Here is an 18,407-nt window from a genome sequence, read left to right on the forward strand (position 1 = left end):
AATACATTACTTTGTGTAAAGTGAAGTATTCTGTATGTTTTTTTATACGAAATTTGTTGATTTAAAGCTAGTCTAGTTACTAGCTTTTTTTTGAGTGTAACGTAAATTTTATAAGATTATAATTTTTATTGAAAAAATTTATGAATATAAGCTTCTGTGATAAGCGTTTTTATGTAGGTTGCATATACTGATATCAAAATCACGACGTCAAAAAAAGGAGAGATAGAGATGGCAAGAAAAAAACAACCTAAATACAACGTAGGGGACATAGTCGTGATTACGCTATATGGAACCGTTGGGAAAATCACAAATATGAAGGTTTTAGATGGAGTTTATGTATACGAAGTCAATAATCACGATGGATTTTACGTAGAGCAAACATTGCAGCACGTTACAGAGCAAGATATGAAAAAGGGCGATACGGAGTGGATTGAATTAAATTATAATTTCACGTTTGGTGATCTTGTGCAAGTAACTGGATATGATAAAGATGTTTTCCGTATTGTTGGTTTTCGTACAGAAGTATGGAGATATAAGAATGACGCATGGGAAGATACAATTTATGAATTGTCACGGATTACGGATGGTGAATGGTTAGAAGCGGATGAGTCAGATTTAACGTTACTTGCGAATGCTCAAACGGCAAATGCAATTTTGAAGAAACTGAAACAAGATAAAGCAGGTATGAATAAATTAGATTTAGGTAAGTTAAAGTCAATTAACAACTCGAAAAAAGTGAGTGTTAAGACGAATCGTCAAGAAATCATTGATGGGTTACTTGATATTTATAACGATTATCAATTATTGTTCGATACATTTAAAGATGAAGAATATAAAATTGTAATGGATGTTGTTCATAATTATTTAGTTAAATTGACAGAGAAAAAATAGTTAACTAGAAAGAGAGAATAAATTGAACAACAACATATGCAGTATAAGGTATGCCTACAACTATTAAAAAAATAAAAAGCCACTTTATAAGAGAGTCTGCCCATTGATCTTCATGCATGAACTCTTCTTTTGTTTGTCCTACTTCATATTGATTTTCCATTATTATTTCCCCCTTTGAATAGCTTGTACTACAATCGTATGCATCTCGTCCAAAGCTTATGACCTATAAAAAAATAAAATCTATTTTTCTAATCTCATATACATAATTTTGAGATTTTTTCATAAAACAGAAATAAAGGAGTGATGCTCATGAAGGAAATTGAAGTCGTGATTGATACGGAAGAGATTGCGGAGTTTTTTTATGAGCAACTAATTGAAAGAGGGTACGTCCCAAAACGAGAAGAAATTGAAGATCTCGCAGATATTACATTTGAGTATTTATTAGAGAAATGTATGATTGATGAAGTTTTTGATGAAGAGGATGAATGAAAGTAACGACGGGCATAACTCGTCGTTTTTTACTCTTTACAAACCTGTCACAAATATAGTCAATAATTATTGGTATAATGAAAAGGAAATTTTACTCAAGAGGTGAAGGAATGTTCAAAAAAATTATTGATTCTTTATTAGGAAAGAAAAAATATCGTTCGTATTCAAGTAGTGATTATCGTCGTAGAGGGCGCTCTTATTCAAGTAGCGATTATAAACGACGTTCATCTGGTTATGGACATCAACATTATAAAAGAAAACGTAAAAGCCGTAGCTTCTTTTCAAGTAGCTGATGAAATGGCGTCGTGTACTAGCTTTATTTGATAGACCACTGCGAAAAAATACAATTGTTGCAGAACGTTATAAAATTGAATCAGTAATTGGAATGGGCAGTTATGGGGTTACATATGTCGTTAATGATTTACAAATAAATAGATATAAAGTCTTAAAACAATTAAGACAAAGTAAACAAAGATATGAGTCTGGTAGAAAATCATTTGAACAAGAGAAAATGATTTTACAAACATTAAATCATCATGCAATTCCTAGTCTATATGATCATTTCATATGGGAGAAAAAGAGCTTCTTTGTGATGGAGTACATGCCTGGTAAAAATTTTGAAGATTATATTTTCATAGATGGGTATGTATATACAGAACGTGAAGTTTTTGAGATTTTATATGAAATATTAGAAATTGTATCGGTGTTTCATAGTGAAGGCATTATTCATCGAGATTTACGCATTCCAAACATACTAATGAAAGAAAATCAAATTAGTATTATTGATTTTGGATTGGCTAAATGGAAAGGTGAGGATGATGAGCGAGCTACAACTTACGAAGGTGAACAAGCTTTGATGCGAGAAGTTCACTTTCGTAGCGACTTTTATGCGCTCGGTCATTTCTCATTATTTTTATTATATGCAGGATATGAATCTAATGAAAAACAGGAAAAACCATGGTACGAAGAATTAACTTTGGAAAATTATAATCGCGAAATTCTTATGAGAATGTTACAAATAAAAACGCCGTACTATGAGAATGTACAAGATTTAAAACAAGATGTAGCTTCTGCTTTAGAGAGGATGGAGACTCCATGTTTCAAAAGTTTTTAGCAAGCGTTGGTATTGGAAGTGCAAAGGTAGATACTGTTCTTGAAAAAGATGAGTATATTGTTGGGGAAGAAATAGTTGGAAAGGTTCATATAACTGGAGGTTCAGTTAGCCAACAAATTGAAAGCATTTACTTAACATTATCGACGTCGTATGTACGAGAAGTGGATGATAAAAAAGTAACAGCAACATATGATTTAGAGCGAGTACGCTTAACAGAACCTTTTTCTGTAGAACCGAATGAAAAAGTTGAAATTCCATTTTCTTTTCCAATGCCAATTGAAGCACCACTTACACTTGGTATGAAAACGGTTTGGATTCATACAGGTCTTGATATTAAACGTAGTATAGACCCAAGTGACCGCGACTACGTTCAAGTGTTACCCAATGCATTATTAAGTAGTGTTTTAGATAGTGTAAATGAATTAGGGTTTAAAGCACGTCATATAGAATGTGAAGAATTACCGCATCGATTACGTAAGCAAGTTCCATTCGCACAAGAATTTGAGTTTATTCCGGTTTCTGGAGAGCATTATGGGAAATTAGATGAATTAGAATTATTAATCTTGCCATGTGCATACGACAGACTAGAAATTATTATGGAAGTAGATAGAAAATCCCGTGGTTTAGCTGGATTATTCGCTGAGGCGCTTGATCTTGATGAGAAGGTGATTCGTTTTACCGTAACAAGAGAAGATATCCCTGAGATGAAGCAAAAAATTAATAATTATATTTTTTAATAAACTATGCATAAAAAAGAAATGGAGAGGAAAACTAAAACAACCGCTCCATTTTTTTGCATAGTGAGGTTATGTATGTGAAACGATATCGACATTTATACTTGCTAAGTTTTACGTTACTCATTTGTTTTGTCGTATTATCACTTTCGTATCATACCGCTTGTATTGAGAATTTTGACAATATAGTCGCACATTTTATTCAAAGCTTTCGAAACGATTATTTGACGACCTATTTTACTTGGGTGTCTTTTATCGGTTCCAAAAGAATATATTTTCCATTACTCATTATTCTTGTAATGTATTTTCTCGTTAGAAAAAAGTTGCTTAGTGCGTTACTTCTAACAATTAATTACTACGGATCTCGTTATTTAAACAGTATGCTTAAACTATGGTACGAACGAGCAAGACCTGATGTCACGCAGCTTGTTACTGCGACTGGATATAGTTTTCCGAGCGGTCATACGATGAATGCTACTGCTTTTTTAGGATTTATTGCATACGTCACAATTACTGAAGATCGTATTTCGTTGCATAAAAAATTATTAATTATTCTTATAGCAAGCTTTGTTGTATTATCTATTTCAGTTAGCCGAATATATCTTGGCGTGCACTATCCATCTGACGTATTAGCAGGATGGGCAGCTGGCGGTAGCTGGCTCGTTTTATGTGTTATATTTCATAAAACGTTCATAAAAAAAGAACCTATGTCATAATAGGTTCTTTTTTCATTGGCTCAACATGAATGTGTGCATGGTAAATTCCAAACTTTTTGCGAAGCATAGCCTCGATATTGTCAGTAATACAGTGACTTTCTCCAACATCCATACGAGCATCTACTTCAATTGTAATATCAACGTACGTTTGATTCCCGTACATACGTGCTCGAATATCTACAATGTTTTCCACACCGCCAATATGCTCAATAGCATCAGCGTATTCTTCCATTTTATCAGGATCAATTCCATCTGTTAGCATATGAGATGATTCTACGAAAATCTCCCATGCAGTTTTACAAATAATAAGACCAACAATTAAAGCGGCAATAGGGTCTAAAATAGGCATTTGGAACTGAGAACCGACAATACCTACTACAGTACCAATACTTACGAGTGCATCTGATAAATTATCCTTTGCAGCGGCTTCTAATGATTTACTTTTTGTTCGTGCTGCAATTTTTTTCGTATACAAATACACGCAGTACATAACGACAGCAGAAAATAAAGCAACCCATGCAGCGAGTACATTAGGTGCTGCTTGTTTCGGATTTAAGAAAGATTGAATGGCACTAATAACAACTTCTAATCCGACTGTTGCCATAATGAAGGACGCAACAAGTGATGCGATTTGTTCGGCCCGCGAATGCCCATACGGATGATCTGGGTCACGAGGTTTACGAGATATTTTTAGACCAATTAATATCGCTAAAGAAGCACCGATATCCGTTAAGTTATTTAAACCGTCAGCACGTAATGCACTAGAGAGGGTAATATAACTGATGATGATTTTCATAGAGGATAAAAATATGTAGGCCATAATGCTGACAATAGCACCTTTATCAGCTTCTTTATGAGAAAGAGTATCCATTTTAATCACTCACCTTTCTTTAAAGGAATTCTTTCTATAAATAGAGTATCAAACGAAAGTCGTGTGGGTCTATACAAACATTGTTGACGTTTTATAGCTTTTTAAGAAGGGGATAACAAAGTTTCGTGAAGGAAAAATATGTTGAAAAGTACAAAGTCAGGGTGTAAACCGAATTGGAGTTTATTTACTAAAGAGATAGGAGGGTAGATGGATGAAGAAACGAATACTTTTCTTACTATGTATTATTCTTATAATGACAAGGTGTAATTCATTAAACGATGAAAAACGTCAAAAGATAAGTGTGAAAATAGATGAAAGCCCTCTGAAAAATATTTTCCAGAGGGCTTTTATTTTAGTATGCTTCTAAAAACTCAGTAACTTGCTCTTCAGTTTTTGCGTTAGCACTATGTAAGTGGCCTAATTTCTCACCATTTTGGTATACAAGTAAACTTGGAATACCCATTACTTGATACTCTTCAGCGATACTTGGAAACTCATCTTTATTAATAGAATACCATTCAAATTTATTGAACTCTTCCATTACATCTCCGATAAAGTTGTCCATACGTACGCAATCTGGGCACCATGTAGTAAAGAACTTAACAACTACAGGCTCCTCGCTTGCGATGATGTCTTTGAATTCTTGTTCTGTTTTAATTTCTTTCATAAGTAAAACTCCTTTCAATATCACACGAATTTATATGCAAAATTCGTATTTGCAAACATGTTGCAAACTTATTATTTATTTTTTAGTTTTGTAGTTCGTTCACACTTATAAAATTGTATGTAACATGACTGCGCTACTAAGTGTGAAAATAACGAAACCTCACTTTTCTTTATAAGCTTTTTCCAGGATTGTGTCAAACTTTTGAATTTTATACAGAAATTAAAGAAGCCCACACTTTGATTGAGTATGGGCAGAGGGACTAAAATTAATCGCTTATTAATTTCGAATAGATATTTAAATCGATAAGCTTTCCAGCTGATTTTTCGCTCTTTCTCAGAGTACCTTCAAAAGTAAAGTTTAATTTTTCTAATACTTTTATGGAATTTACATTTGCAGGTTCAACTTTTGCTTCAACACGATTTAGTTTTAGATGTGTAAAAGCATAATCTAATAAAGAGGATATTGCTTCAGGTGCATATCCTTTACCCCAAAATGTTTTTGAAATATCATAGCCAATCTCAGTCTTTGAGTTTTCAAAATCTAAGGAATTATAGCCACATGAACCGATAATGTGATTAGATTCTTTTTCAATAATAGTAAAACGTATAGCTTTATTATTTTGAGCGAGTTCGTTAAGGAATTGAATCATATCTTTTGCCTGGTTCTCATCAGTGAAATTACTTATATTCATGAATTTAGTAACATCAGGATCAGACCATATTTTAAACATACTTAGTGAATCAGATGCTTTCATTTTCCTTAAATATAATCTCTGTGAGTGTAGTTCTGTAATCAATACTTTTACCTCCGTTATGTTGTAATGATAGGTAGATTAAAAATATTGATATCTGCGCATAATTCAGTCCCTTCTAGATTAATTAACTTTTATTATACAAGAAAATTACTACATTGAACAAAGGCGTTAATTGGAGGTAACGAAATGACAAACTCATCAATTGAATATTGCGTTCAGTGTGATTAAGAAAGTGGTGTATAAAGATGGGACGAGATGAGAGTTACTTCCAAACTAAAAAAAGAGTAGATAATTTAAAAACATTTTACATTCATTTAACCATCTACATACTAGTCAATCTGATGCTTTTTTTACTTTTTAAGTAGTGAATTAGCTATTTTTTATTTTAATTACAAAAATTGAATAAGGTTAGAAATTATATGGTTGTAATGGGAATTAAGGGATATGAATAAAAAAATTTATCCCGCATTAACGAGCAGTAAGATCCTCACCCAAAATTCAGCGGAAGCAAAGAAGTTAGGTGGAGTCGGGCTGCCCGTAAAAGCCCGATTGGTGAGGGCTGATTAAAGTTTCACTTTATTAGGGATTTGCCTTAAACATTTATTACAGTCAAGAATATTTATAATAATATGAACTAAAAAAGGTCCAATTTTTGTAATGTTGGAGGGGATTATTGTGGACATAACTCAAAGCGTATCAAGAATAGTGGTTAATGGGAAAGACCTTTCTTTCACTTCAGTTCAAACCTCTGCATGGAATCATGGACCTGTAAATGATTTAATCGTTACGACGAATCAGAGAGTGAATGAGCTTTATCAATTCATGTGGTCACAAGTACCGGTTACGATTTCGGTATATTTCCTTCAAGGAGCGGATTTACTTAGGTTCGTTAGGGTTGCGGGAATTAATGAGCGTGTAACAGGAGAATATGTATATCATTTCATTTGGTGATAAGAAGGAGTCAAAGTAGTCTAGCAGCTACTTTTTTATTTTGTCATTTGAATATAAGCGAGCGGACTAGCTTTATAGTACCCACTGAAATAAAGAATCATAATATAATTTGTAATAACTTATACGGAAGTGAGTTGAAAATCATGTTTTATTCATATTTTAATTCTGAAACTGGTATGCGACCAGCGTATGGTACATCTATAACGTATAGTGGAGCACAAAGTACAATCCAAGCTATTCAACAAGCATTGCAAATGCAACAACAATTGCAAATGCAGCAGCAAGGTGTACAACCGTATTATTCATCCGTAGAGTATTTTTACCCAGTACATCAAGTTACACCGTACGGAAGTTCTTTTCTGACTATTCCATATGGGACTGTATACAACTTATAACTAGTAAGGAATGAAGTGGTGTATATAAATAAGGGTGCAGGTTAATAGCGCCCTTATGAATAATAAAAATAGCTAGTCCAAACCTTATAAATCAATCTTACATAATATGTAGTAATAAGTTTGAAAGGGGAATTAGTATGTCTTGTTATTACTACTGTAAGTATTGTAAGGAGTATAAAAAGAAGCATCATGATTGTTGTAAGAACACTTGTAAGTGCCATGATAACAAGGACAATCTTGTTAGAGCATCCGCATTTAGAGCTAGAAATACAGTAAATCAAAATGTTCCTGCTAATACTTTTGTGAAAGTGTTATTTCAAAATGAACAATTTGATTTAGCGAATGAGTATAATCCAGCAACATCTATTTTTATGCCGAAGACTAAAGGAGTATATTCTATTATTGGAACGATTGGTTTCTTTCCAAACGATCCAACTTTAAATTATAGAGCGCGTGTAGAAATTCGTGTAAATGGAAACGCAGCGATAGCTATAGATAATGACTTTTTTGGTCCAATAAGTTTTGGAAATGTAGTAAGTGTTTCGACGATTGTTCAATTGAATGCAGGGGATGAAGTTGAGATTTATGCACAAAGTAGTATAGATGGAGTTTTAAGTCCTTTAGAAGATGGTGCACATTTTGAAGCAGCAAGATTTCCTTCTCCAATTAAATAAAGTCATTAAACAATGAGTTTACAGAAGCTTAAAGGTAAACCCTCACCGAAATGGTGAGGGTTTTTTACTCTATTAAAAATAGTAACAGGTCGTCCAAGCTATTCTAATCTATATAGCATACTATGTAAAAATAAGTGTAAAGGGGGACTAACTATGTCTTATTATTACTGTAAGTATTGTAAAGATTACAAAAAGGAAAGTCATGATTGTTATAGGAAAAGTAGTAAATGTGATAGGAAGTATGTAAAGGTGAAGTGTTGTGATGATAAGAAAGAGGAGCTTGTAAGGGCATCGGCATTTAGAGCTGTGAATACAGTTAATCAACCTGTTCTAGCAAATACTCCTGTTAAAGTATTATTTCAAAATGAACAATTTGATCTAGCGAATGAATATAATCCAGTAACATCCATATTCACTCCGAAAACTAGAGGGGTATATAATGTATTAGGAAATATAACATTTTCTCCAAATGATTTTAATGTGAATTACAGAGCTAGAGTAGAAATTCGTGTAAATGGAAATCCAGCAATAGCGATAGATAATGATTTCTTTGGAACAGGAGTATTTTTTAATAATGATGTTTCAGTAACTACTATTCTTCAATTAGAAGCAGGAGATTTAGTTGAAGTTTTTGCAGAAAGTAGTATTGCGGGCGTAATTATACAAAATGTTAATGGTTTAAATACGGTTCACTTTGAAGCAGCAAGATTTCCTTCTCCAATTAAATAAAACAGATTATTAAATATTTTTTAGTAGGTTTAGTTAATCCCCTTACCAAATGGTGGGGGATTATTATTGTTTTTCTAAAATATGTAAGTAAATAGGTAAAGTATAGTTTAATTTTCAGAGGCTTCAACCTTCTTCAGGTATTGAACAAAATAATATGTAAATAAGTAACATGCTTCTGAAAACTCATTGTTAGTAAGTTTACTAGTTTTCTTATAGAACAAGAAAGACGGAATACATAAAAAATCGTATCATTACGTTTTTTTTACTATATAGAAATTACATATTGAACATAGATTTGTGTAGGCAATGCTAATACACTGAAAAGAATAATATAAAGGCGAGTACACTATATAAAAACAAAATCAATCCTAAGATGAGTAGTATTGGATGCAGCTTGAACATATTTGACCTCCTTGCGTATATAAAGAATTTTAATATATTGTTGGTCAATTTAGAAGGGGGACGGTTACATAAAAAAAGAGCATACATAAAAAGTACGCTCTAAAGAAAGATAGGTTTTATGAGTGGATAATCTCCATACGATAATATATGTTCTTTTAATAAAAATGTGTAAAAAATCAATGAATTATCAATGGAATATCATAAAATGTGTAATTTTAGTTTAGGAATGCATCTATTTTCTTTCTCAGTTATTTTAGGTAACAAATTTGTGAAAATCGTACATTATGCGGACTAACAACGGGATAGCGATCGTACTTCAGTCACATATTTCTTAAAGTCTGGATATTGCGTGATAGTTTGACATTTAGGGGTGCATAGTTGATTAATTATAGACACATTTGTAATTACTTCGTTACAAGGACCGAAAAATGTAACTTTTAGCTTTGAATTTGGTGGGATTTTGAACAAGATAGGTTTTTTTTCCATGAAATCAGCTCCTAATATTGAGTATTATAAGTTAAAGGATATAGAGTCGTATTAGTATAATATGAAATTTCAGTGGATTTGCTTATAATAAAGAATTTCATAGTAGTAAAAGTGCTTAAAGATGTAAAGGGGAAATTGAAAATACGAAGTAAAATGTTTAATTAATATAATCAATAAATACGCAAATGGTTAATATAACTAATGCATTTTTTAATTTGCTACATATTATGTTAGTAAGAATTGTATAAGGAGGTAGTATAAAATAGTGGAAGAAAATGTACAAGCTCAGCTTTCGCCACCATGGATCACATATTTTAATGAATTAAAAAATTCAATAGGTGCTGATCCAACTGTTACAGTTGGGCCGCTTATTCCTGTTGGTGGTAATTATATTATTTTAGTGCATGCGTTAAGTAATGAAAAAGCGAGAGCATTAGCAACGCTTTTAAAATTTTTTGTACAATTTGGGAATGTAAGTGTGACAGTTATTGTAACGAATAATGAGAATGAAATTGTAAATCCATTTCCTTGTCCACTAGATGCATTTGAAATAGCTCATTTATTTCAAGTAGCACTAGAAAATAATCCTTATTTTGAACAAGTTGTGGTACAGCCTCAGTTCCCTGGCGGACCGAATGTTGTCTTTCCGGTTTTCGCTGCGGAAGTCATTCAGTTTTTCAATGACGATATTTCTAACTTATGTCAAACGTTTACAGGTGTTGCTGCCAATATATTTCGCGATGTAATGAATGATGAGGTTTGTGATAGCCCAATATTATTTTCTACAAGTTGTGTTATGAACAGTGAAAATACACAATTACAAAATAAAGATTTAACACCAAAATTGTTTTATTAGACTATAAAAAGACATTTTCATGAATAGAAAATGTCTTTTTTATGCACCAATAGTGTGCAGATTGGACAATTGTAGGTTAGCAGGAATAATCTTCAATTAATTAAAAATTTTCTGAATCTCAAATTTCATGGAAAGATAGTAATTTTGACTTAAGAAGATATAGAAAATGAGGAATGATTTATATTAGCTGAAAGGGAATTGATATTGGAAGTTTTAATTTAATAATGTAGGGGGATTTTTTCTAATATCCGTAAAAATGATTGATACCTTGATTGATAGGACGAGATTACATAACAAATGAATAGTAGGGTATATTTCAAATATGAGAATGTTTTATATGGTATATATGTTAAAGTTAATAGAAATATTTCTGAAAGAGAATATATTTTTTAAAACAGTAACGATTCTTTTTATTTATATTATAGATAGCTAGTTTTAGAGAGATAAGGTTTACAATAAAACAAGCTATGAATAAGACATTAAAAAGGAGCTGGAATGTATGGGTTATATTGTAGATATTTCAAAATGGAATGGAACTATCAATTGGGATATTGCAGCATCTCAGCTAGATTTAGTGATTGCTAGAGTTCAAGATGGCTCTAATACGGTGGATTTTATGTATCAAAATTATGTTAGTGAAATGAAAAAGTATAGTATCCCATTCGGTAATTATGCTTTTTGCCGTTTTATATCTATTGCTGATGCAAAAAAAGAGGCACAAGATTTTTGGAATCGTGGTGATCAATCAGCTAAGTTTTGGGTGGCGGACGTAGAAGTTCAAACGATGTCAGATATGCAAGGTGGGACACAGGCATTTATTGATGAATTACGCCGTTTAGGTGCGGAAAAAGTAGGATTATATGTAGGGCATCACATGTATTTATCATTTGGAGCACGTAATATTGAAGCTGATTTCGTATGGATCCCTCGTTATGGAGGGAATAAGCCAGCATATCCATGTGATATTTGGCAATATACGGATTCAGGGAATGTTCCTGGGATTGGGAAATGTGATCTGAATCGATTAGTAGGAAATAAGTCACTTTCTTGGTTTATAGATTCGAACAAAGCAAATCAATCTAACATAGTGTATAAACAGCAACCGAATGGCATTGGTATTGCAGTTTCGAAATATCCTGATGGATACGGAATAAATTTATATGAGAATCCCATGAATCCTCAATTTACAGGTGCACTCACTCAGAAAATTCCATATTTAATCTTAACAGGTTATTGGGGAGGCGGTGAGCAAGATATGATTTGTTTAGGGAACGATAAGCAGTGGGCATATTTAAAACATTTTAAGGTGAAATGGTTTTATGCAACTTCGAAATATCCTGTCGGCTACAGAGTAAATTATTATGAAGAGCCTGAATGTATGAATTATAAAGGAAATATAGATGGATCGACATCTTTTCGAGTGTGGGGTAGAGTGGGAAATGCGGTAGATATCGGGCAGAATAGTTGGATACCTGAAGAACATGTAAGTATTAAGTAACTATAGCAGCCGTATTGTTTTTGAGGTGTATGTAAAGAGTCTTCTTACTATACATAATAGTAAGAAGACTCTTTATGTTTAAAAATGGAAATGCATGATACATAGTCAACTCATATGAAATGAATTACATGCAGAAAACACACTATTTTCACAATGCCTGTGTATAGTTAATTTGCATAATGATAAAAGTGAGGTATTTGAATTGAAAAAGAAAAAAATATTTATTGGAACAATTATTTCATGCGTGATGTTAGCATTATCTGCATGTGGTTCTTCAGACAACGTAGTAACATCAAAAGTAGGAAATGTTACAGAGAAAGAATTAAGTAAAGAATTAAGACAACAATATGGAGAAAGTACTTTATATCAAATGATGTTAAGTAAGGCATTGTTAGATAAATATAAAGTTTCGGATGAGGAAGCAAAAAAGAAAGTAGAAGAAGCAAAAGATAAAATGGGTGAGAACTTTAAATCAACTTTAGAACAACTTGGATTGAAAAATGAAGATGAATTAAAAGAAAAAATGAAGCCAGAAATTGCATTTGAGAAAGCGATTAAAGCAACAGTCACAGAAAAAGATGTGAAAGATAACTATAAACCAGAAATGAAAGTAAGTCACATTTTAGTGAAAGATGAAAAGACAGCTAAAGAAGTAAAGGAGAAAGTAAATAATGGTGAAGATTTTGCTGCCTTAGCAAAACAGTATTCAGAAGATACTGGTTCAAAGGAACAGGGCGGGGAAATATCTGGTTTTGCTCCTGGACAAACAGTGAAAGAATTTGAGGAAGCTGCGTATAAATTAGATGCAGGCCAAGTAAGTGATCCAGTTAAAACAACTTACGGTTACCATATTATTAAAGTGACGGATAAAAAAGAATTGAAGCCATTTGATGAAGTAAAGGAAAAAATTCGTAAAGATTTAGAACAACAAAGACTACAAGATACGACAGGTAAATGGAAACAACAAGTAGTCAATGATTTATTGAAAGATGCTGATATTAAAGTGAATAATAAAGAATTTAAAGATACATTTAAATTTCTAGAAAAGAAATAATGATTGTAATCATAATTAGAAAAGGGAACTCATATAGAGTTCCCTTTTCTAATTAGTGTGTGAGTTATAAATAGATAGTAAGACAATACAATATTACATTTAAATATTAAGAATTACAATGGGAAATAATGGATGATAATTAAAGGTGCTATAACTATTTCAACGAAAGTGGATATTATACGGTTTTCATTATGCAAGTTTGTTACATATATTTATTCTTTAATAATGGATATCGAACATAATTTAAAAAATAATACATATAATGTTTTTGAATAAATATTTAATATGGATAATTAGTAAAAAGCTGAGCATTCGAATGGAAAGGATGTTCTTTTTGGTGTGAAAATTTTAGGATAAATAATGAATCGTATTAAACGCGTCATTTACCACATCAATAAATTAAGGTGGGGAGAATATATGAAAGTAATCTTTCAAGGAGAGGGCGGCGCGAAAATTTTTGAGTCATATGATGAAAATGTAAGTGATTTATTAGCTATATTAAAAGAAACGAAAGGGATTAAAATCGGAATTGTTGAGTATAAAGTGTTAAAGTACGAACTTAATTATTTTCGTCATCCGAAAAAAGCGGATACAGAGAGAGAGTTACATATAATAGTACAACCTAAGTATATGTAATGAAATATAATAATAAAAATCACTGATTCAGTTTTGTAAAGTTTCATAGAGTATGTAAGAAAAGAGAGTGTTGTAAATGCTCTCTTTTCTTATGCTTTGTGAGTTCGTTCATCATAGTATATGTGTTCAGTTATAGATGGTTAATAAACGAAAAAATTTAAAACTTTTTTGTTTAGGCAGGGATTTTATATTTGAGTAAATAAATATACTATGAAGTATTTTTTATACGAATATTGGAGGAGTATAAAATGAGTTTAGCAAGTTACATAGGCTGTAATGTAGAAATTCCGTTAACGGAGCCCGATTCTAATGATGTAATTGTTTTTGGACGATGTTTTGCAGATGAAAGTATGCTTGAAATTGTACAAGAGTATCAATTCCAAAAAAATTACATATATGAGGTTTCAACTAGTTGGGGAATTGAACTTGTCGAGTGGCAAAACGTAAAGGAAAAAAAAGAAGCGAAAGAAAAACTTTTAACTTTATGCAAGATTATGGAAGGTTATTTGGAAGATGGAGACTATTTCGAATTATTCAGTTGTTGGGTTGGTGATGAAGATAAGGAACGAGTAGGGGAATTGAAATTAAAAATAAATCATTTTAATATAGATGAATTATGTATTCCAGAAAGAACATTAGTTAGAATAGAAAAATAAACATTGAAATATTTTTTAAGAAAAGGCGATTTCACTTTGTGTGAAGTCGCCTTTTAGTTGTTATATGCATTTTACATAAGAAATGAGAAGTTTATTTGATAAAGGAAAAAGTATGGAGATAAATAAAATTATGTTTTTTGTTAAAAAATAATAAGTATGGCTCTTCTCAAAAGAACATAAGTTCGTGTATAATAAGAACGAATGTTCTTTTGAGAGGTAACCTAATTATAGTTTAGAAGTAAATCCGAATTTAGTGCGTATTAAAAATAACTAAGGGATAGTATGGCTAAATAAATGTATAAATGATCAAGGAGATAAAAAATGAACGATGTAAAGATACAAAAAGAAGAAAGAGAGTGGGTTCCGTTTACAGTAATATCCGAACAACTTTTAAATATGAGAAAGATTATTGGAGAGAAATTAAAAGTACAAAAACCGCTTTTAACAAACGAAGCAAAAGAGAGAATTTCTGATAAATTATTAACGTCATTACTGTCTGAGAAAGAAATATTGGTAACATATTTTGAAGATGGTTACATACTAACAAACTACATGACTGTTGTACATATCAATCCGGTAAAACAAATTGTAATTTGTACAGACGCCTTTTATAAAACTTACGTATTTAACGCTATGGATATTATTGAAATAACGTAAAAGAAGCTGAATATTAAATGGCAGCTTCTTTTATTTCTGATTTATGAGACAAATAATACAAGAAAAAGCAGCTAGCTTCGTGCTAGCTGCTGAGCCCCAGGGAAAGGGAGAAAAAGATAGGGTACTCCAAAATCAACAAGAGCTGTCAAACAGCCTGATTATAGTATAGACAAATTAAAATTTTCTATACAAAAAGTTGAACATAAGATTAGGCTGTACCCACTTGGTTTTGATCTGCAAGGTCAGAATCAAATGTATTGGTCGCGCTAACACCGCTAAAAGTATTAACAACAAAACCAACGTTTGATGCGCCAGAGCCATTATAAGCTTTCGTATTTTCTTTTGGAGAAACGTTGTAGAAATCACCTAAGTTAAATGAACCATTACTATTTTGTACAACTAAATTCCCTACAACTGATGGCATAATTTTCACCTGCTTTATAATAAGTTGTTAACATTACTATATGGAGTTATAGTCCAGATGGTTCATATAATAAAAATTGTGGAATAGTAAAACGTTTGGAGCATGGATTTCAATAAAAGTGTGTTAAAATTAATATAATAAAGTTGAGTAATTTTTTAAAAAAATTTGTATAATTGATATATACGAAAATAAAGGAGGCAAAATGTAATGAAAGATATTATGAAAAAAGTTGATTTAACAGATGCCAAATCAAGTAATCTTGTTGCACTAATTTATAGTAATGAAGTTATATTAGTTGAAGACGCATTTTGTCCAAATGAAATAAAATTAAAGTTTAATGAAATTGCAATTTTATCTGCAATTAAAACAGCTCATATTGCGAAAGTGTCTATTAGGAAAGAACTTGAAGCGCTTTTTCATGATACGGGTGTTATATTAGTGAAACAAAATGTTGATTATGGTAGTAGCCAATCTATTACCATGCATTTTGAGCAATTTAAAAAATTGCAATATGAGATTGAATATTTAAATAAAAGTATGTAATAAGGCAGCTAAATAAAGGTTCTATCATAAAGGTGGAATGTGTTGTGTTGAAAAAGTGGTTTGAAAATTATTTGGGTGAATCGCATTGTAAACATAAATATATTTTTATTAAGATGCAGGATAATGAGGATTTTAAAAAAAGGTACATTAGGTGTAGTTTATATTTACCAGTGTGAGAAATGTGGAAAAGAGAAGTTGAAATGTAAAAACGATAATGAAATAAACAATGAATTTTTAGATATATAGCAAAAAGTAACCATGATGGTTACTTTTTTTATTTATGTATGCAATATCAAAACCATTACTAAAGTATGAGTTGAGTTGATACTATAGTAAATGGCTGAATAAAAATGAAGAGAGTAAAATATAGGGAAGGAGGATGAGAGAAATGCAGAGAAAAGAAATTGGTAAATCTGTAATTATTACAGGTGTGACACAAGGGTTAGGACGTGCGATGGTTGATCGATTTCATGAATTAGGGTGGAACATATATGGTTGTGGACGTTCAAAAGATAAAATTGAGGAACTAAAAAAACAGTACAGTAAAATACATGATTTTCAAGTAATTGATGTTTCAGATTCTCAGCAAGTTAACAACTGGGCAAATTATATACTTAATAGACATACGGCTCCCGATATGATAATAAATAATGCATCGATTGTAAATCAAAATGCACAACTCTGGAAAATTACGGATCAAGAATTCGAAAATGTAATGAATGTAAACGTGAATGGTGTAGTGAATGTAATAAGAGCGTTTGTTCCCGCAATGGTAGCTAGGAAAGAAGGAATTATCATTAATATGAGTTCTAGTTGGGGGAGAGAAGGTGAAGCTGAGCTTGCGCCATATTGTGCCTCGAAATTTGCAATTGAAGGTATCACTAAATCTATGGCACTGGAATTACCTCATGGCATGGCTGTAGTTGCTTTAGATCCTGGAGGGAGTATTAGTACTCCAATGCTGAAGTCATGTGCGCCACAATATATAAATGAATCACCTACACCTGAAACTTGGTCACATAAAGCAACTCAATATATATTGAATATAACAATAGATAAAAATGGAGATTCATTGACATGCCCAGCATGCATATAAAAAGCACCTTTAAGGTGCTTTTTATATTAGTAGCACATTATATCATTCACAAAATTACATTTGAAAAATAAAATAAAAGATTAAGGGTGGAATTTATTTATTCCGCTATTTGCCAATCAGTAAGACCCCCACCTCAAAATTCAGCGAAAGCAAAGAATTTAGGCGGGGGATGAAGAAAACCCCACTGATTAAAGTTTCACTTTATTTTGAAGGGTTTAGAAAATATTTAAATAGGTGATAAAAATGAATCCAAGCGGTTTAAAAGTTACAGGGGCATGGTTTCAAGTAGGAGGGAACCTTACAGCTGCAATTGGAACGACAAGGGGATTTATTGGAGAAGAGAAAGTTGAATCGGATCTTGTTATTGTAGGAAGCTCATTACAAGCCCTCGGGTATATATTACAAATCATTGCGAGCAATTATGATGATGGGGAAGAAAAAAGAGAAAATCAAAATATAGGCTTAGAGAATCAAAGTAAATTACTTGATCAAATAGGAATTGAGCTATTAGCATTAGGGAATATATCAAATGTAATAGGAACATATTTTAATATAAATGAACAATCGAAAGAAAATGATTATCTTATTATTACAGGGAACAGTTTACAATCAATCGGTGCTTTTTTAGGAGTAGAAGCAGCTTTGATGGATATAAATGTACTACAGAAAATGATTATATTAGGTAACTCCATGCAAAGTTTAGGTGCTGGATTACAAGCGTATCAAGGTGTTTCAAATGTATTGAAAGATGAGAGAGAAAATGAAGATAGTATTTTTGATAAGAAGGATGAGAGAATAATTGCACTCATTGGTATTTGGATACAAGCGATAGGAACGTTAATTTCTGCAATTGGAGTAACTGCAATAGAGGAAGAAAATAGGCTAGAAAACAATGAAAAGGTTGAAATACTTATATAAATAGAAGGAGATACATGAATTTTATAGGTACGTTAAGATTAAAATAGTAGTAGGTTTTTTTGCCTATAGATAGAATAGATAAAGTAAGAGATGTTATATATACTTAATGAAAATTTATGTAACAACAACATCATAAGGTTTCTTTACGTATGTTTTGAAAAGGGATATATAAAATACAAAATAAGGAGTTTTCAAG

25 protein-coding genes and 2 pseudogenes are annotated in these 18,407 nt (G+C 31.7%); 21 read left to right on the forward strand and 6 right to left on the reverse strand.

Annotated elements, in window-relative coordinates:
* The first annotated feature begins 228 nt into the window (after positions 1 to 228).
* On the forward strand, positions 229 to 891 hold the full coding sequence (locus IBT51_RS21165; protein ID WP_000101498.1) for a hypothetical protein: 663 nt from the start codon (positions 229 to 231) through the stop codon (positions 889 to 891).
* Positions 892 to 895: 4 nt separating this feature from the next.
* On the opposite strand, the gene IBT51_RS21170 is transcribed toward IBT51_RS21165, so the two are convergent.
* Complete coding sequence (locus IBT51_RS21170) at positions 896 to 1,051, reverse strand: DUF3930 family protein (protein WP_000431486.1); 156 nt, start codon at positions 1,049 to 1,051, stop codon at positions 896 to 898.
* Between the two features lie 149 nt (positions 1,052 to 1,200).
* Here IBT51_RS21170 and IBT51_RS21175 point away from each other — a divergent pair, with 149 nt between their 5' ends.
* From IBT51_RS21175 to IBT51_RS21195, 5 genes are all read left to right on the forward strand, one after another.
* On the forward strand, positions 1,201 to 1,380 hold the full coding sequence (locus IBT51_RS21175) for a YozD family protein (protein WP_000658451.1): 180 nt from the start codon (positions 1,201 to 1,203) through the stop codon (positions 1,378 to 1,380).
* Between the two features lie 110 nt (positions 1,381 to 1,490).
* On the forward strand, positions 1,491 to 1,673 hold the full coding sequence (locus IBT51_RS21180; RefSeq protein WP_000473371.1) for a hypothetical protein: 183 nt from the start codon (positions 1,491 to 1,493) through the stop codon (positions 1,671 to 1,673).
* Complete coding sequence (locus IBT51_RS21185) at positions 1,673 to 2,494, forward strand: serine/threonine protein kinase (protein ID WP_029442234.1); 822 nt, start codon at positions 1,673 to 1,675, stop codon at positions 2,492 to 2,494. Before IBT51_RS21180 ends, IBT51_RS21185 begins: the two co-directional genes overlap by 1 nt.
* Positions 2,476 to 3,231, forward strand: a complete 756-nt coding sequence (locus IBT51_RS21190; RefSeq protein ID WP_029442235.1) for a sporulation protein — start codon at positions 2,476 to 2,478, stop codon at positions 3,229 to 3,231. Before IBT51_RS21185 ends, IBT51_RS21190 begins: the two co-directional genes overlap by 19 nt.
* A 77-nt stretch (positions 3,232 to 3,308) precedes the next feature.
* Entirely contained in the window at positions 3,309 to 3,944 is a 636-nt protein-coding gene (locus IBT51_RS21195) for a phosphatase PAP2 family protein (protein WP_000833369.1), read from the forward strand.
* On the opposite strand, the gene IBT51_RS21200 is transcribed toward IBT51_RS21195, so the two are convergent.
* The 3 genes from IBT51_RS21200 to IBT51_RS21210 all read right to left on the reverse strand — a co-directional run bounded on the left by IBT51_RS21200 (position 3,934) and on the right by IBT51_RS21210 (position 6,278).
* Positions 3,934 to 4,815, reverse strand: a complete 882-nt coding sequence (locus IBT51_RS21200) for a cation diffusion facilitator family transporter (RefSeq protein WP_000380385.1) — start codon at positions 4,813 to 4,815, stop codon at positions 3,934 to 3,936. The genes IBT51_RS21195 and IBT51_RS21200 overlap by 11 nt on opposite strands.
* 352 nt (positions 4,816 to 5,167) lie before the next feature.
* On the reverse strand, positions 5,168 to 5,482 hold the full coding sequence (locus IBT51_RS21205; RefSeq protein WP_000658787.1) for a thioredoxin family protein: 315 nt from the start codon (positions 5,480 to 5,482) through the stop codon (positions 5,168 to 5,170).
* A 265-nt stretch (positions 5,483 to 5,747) separates the two neighbouring features.
* Positions 5,748 to 6,278 (reverse strand): GNAT family N-acetyltransferase, encoded by a 531-nt coding sequence (locus tag IBT51_RS21210; RefSeq protein WP_000627261.1) that lies wholly within the window; start codon positions 6,276 to 6,278, stop codon positions 5,748 to 5,750.
* A 203-nt stretch (positions 6,279 to 6,481) separates the two neighbouring features.
* Here IBT51_RS21210 and IBT51_RS21215 point away from each other — a divergent pair.
* From IBT51_RS21215 to IBT51_RS21235, 5 genes and pseudogenes are all read left to right on the forward strand, one after another.
* A pseudogene (locus IBT51_RS21215) lies at positions 6,482 to 6,592 on the forward strand (2TM domain-containing protein); the annotation flags it as partial.
* Between the two features lie 319 nt (positions 6,593 to 6,911).
* Positions 6,912 to 7,187: a hypothetical protein gene (locus tag IBT51_RS21220; protein WP_000355695.1), complete on the forward strand. Its 276-nt coding sequence runs from the start codon at positions 6,912 to 6,914 to the stop codon at positions 7,185 to 7,187.
* A gap of 143 nt (positions 7,188 to 7,330) precedes the next feature.
* Positions 7,331 to 7,582: a DUF3947 family protein gene (locus IBT51_RS21225; protein WP_053564577.1), complete on the forward strand. Its 252-nt coding sequence runs from the start codon at positions 7,331 to 7,333 to the stop codon at positions 7,580 to 7,582.
* A gap of 137 nt (positions 7,583 to 7,719) precedes the next feature.
* Positions 7,720 to 8,256 carry a C1q-like domain-containing protein gene (locus IBT51_RS21230; protein WP_002183539.1) on the forward strand — a complete coding sequence of 179 codons (537 nt, stop codon included), beginning with the start codon at positions 7,720 to 7,722 and terminating at the stop codon, positions 8,254 to 8,256.
* Positions 8,257 to 8,409: 153 nt separating this feature from the next.
* On the forward strand, positions 8,410 to 8,985 hold the full coding sequence (locus IBT51_RS21235) for a complement C1q domain-containing protein (protein WP_053564576.1): 576 nt from the start codon (positions 8,410 to 8,412) through the stop codon (positions 8,983 to 8,985).
* Between the two features lie 693 nt (positions 8,986 to 9,678).
* On the opposite strand, the gene IBT51_RS21240 is transcribed toward IBT51_RS21235, so the two are convergent.
* Positions 9,679 to 9,873: a hypothetical protein gene (locus IBT51_RS21240; protein ID WP_075716934.1), complete on the reverse strand. Its 195-nt coding sequence runs from the start codon at positions 9,871 to 9,873 to the stop codon at positions 9,679 to 9,681.
* A gap of 265 nt (positions 9,874 to 10,138) precedes the next feature.
* On the opposite strand from IBT51_RS21240, the gene IBT51_RS21245 reads away from it, so the two are divergent.
* From IBT51_RS21245 to IBT51_RS21270, 6 genes are all read left to right on the forward strand, one after another.
* On the forward strand, positions 10,139 to 10,729 hold the full coding sequence (locus IBT51_RS21245) for a hypothetical protein (protein ID WP_200458579.1): 591 nt from the start codon (positions 10,139 to 10,141) through the stop codon (positions 10,727 to 10,729).
* A gap of 499 nt (positions 10,730 to 11,228) precedes the next feature.
* Positions 11,229 to 12,227 (forward strand): glycoside hydrolase family 25 protein, encoded by a 999-nt coding sequence (locus IBT51_RS21250; protein WP_200458578.1) that lies wholly within the window; start codon positions 11,229 to 11,231, stop codon positions 12,225 to 12,227.
* A 202-nt stretch (positions 12,228 to 12,429) separates the two neighbouring features.
* Positions 12,430 to 13,281, forward strand: a complete 852-nt coding sequence (locus IBT51_RS21255) for a peptidylprolyl isomerase PrsA (RefSeq protein ID WP_000727352.1) — start codon at positions 12,430 to 12,432, stop codon at positions 13,279 to 13,281.
* A gap of 417 nt (positions 13,282 to 13,698) precedes the next feature.
* Positions 13,699 to 13,917 carry a hypothetical protein gene (locus IBT51_RS21260; RefSeq protein WP_000864277.1) on the forward strand — a complete coding sequence of 73 codons (219 nt, stop codon included), beginning with the start codon at positions 13,699 to 13,701 and terminating at the stop codon, positions 13,915 to 13,917.
* Positions 13,918 to 14,165: 248 nt separating this feature from the next.
* Positions 14,166 to 14,573 (forward strand): hypothetical protein, encoded by a 408-nt coding sequence (locus IBT51_RS21265; protein WP_053564574.1) that lies wholly within the window; start codon positions 14,166 to 14,168, stop codon positions 14,571 to 14,573.
* 321 nt (positions 14,574 to 14,894) lie between these two features.
* Positions 14,895 to 15,230: a YolD-like family protein gene (locus tag IBT51_RS21270; protein ID WP_002093988.1), complete on the forward strand. Its 336-nt coding sequence runs from the start codon at positions 14,895 to 14,897 to the stop codon at positions 15,228 to 15,230.
* A gap of 208 nt (positions 15,231 to 15,438) precedes the next feature.
* On the opposite strand, the gene gerPF is transcribed toward IBT51_RS21270, so the two are convergent.
* Positions 15,439 to 15,654: a spore germination protein GerPF gene (gene gerPF / locus IBT51_RS21275; RefSeq protein ID WP_001141569.1), complete on the reverse strand. Its 216-nt coding sequence runs from the start codon at positions 15,652 to 15,654 to the stop codon at positions 15,439 to 15,441.
* Between the two features lie 207 nt (positions 15,655 to 15,861).
* Here gerPF and IBT51_RS21280 point away from each other — a divergent pair, with 207 nt between their 5' ends.
* The 4 genes and pseudogenes from IBT51_RS21280 to IBT51_RS21295 all read left to right on the forward strand — a co-directional run bounded on the left by IBT51_RS21280 (position 15,862) and on the right by IBT51_RS21295 (position 18,211).
* Positions 15,862 to 16,197 (forward strand): hypothetical protein, encoded by a 336-nt coding sequence (locus tag IBT51_RS21280; RefSeq protein ID WP_000651909.1) that lies wholly within the window; start codon positions 15,862 to 15,864, stop codon positions 16,195 to 16,197.
* A 44-nt stretch (positions 16,198 to 16,241) separates the two neighbouring features.
* A pseudogene (locus IBT51_RS27340) lies at positions 16,242 to 16,443 on the forward strand (hypothetical protein).
* 142 nt (positions 16,444 to 16,585) lie between these two features.
* A complete protein-coding gene (locus IBT51_RS21290) occupies positions 16,586 to 17,293 on the forward strand; it encodes an SDR family oxidoreductase (protein WP_053564573.1) in 708 nt (235 codons plus the stop codon).
* 243 nt (positions 17,294 to 17,536) lie between these two features.
* A complete protein-coding gene (locus IBT51_RS21295) occupies positions 17,537 to 18,211 on the forward strand; it encodes a DUF6944 family repetitive protein (protein ID WP_053564572.1) in 675 nt (224 codons plus the stop codon).
* The last annotated feature ends 196 nt before the right edge of the window (positions 18,212 to 18,407 follow it).

The organism is Bacillus sp. S71, from assembly GCF_016625265.1.
Lineage (GTDB): Bacteria > Bacillota > Bacilli > Bacillales > Bacillaceae_G > Bacillus_A > Bacillus_A cereus.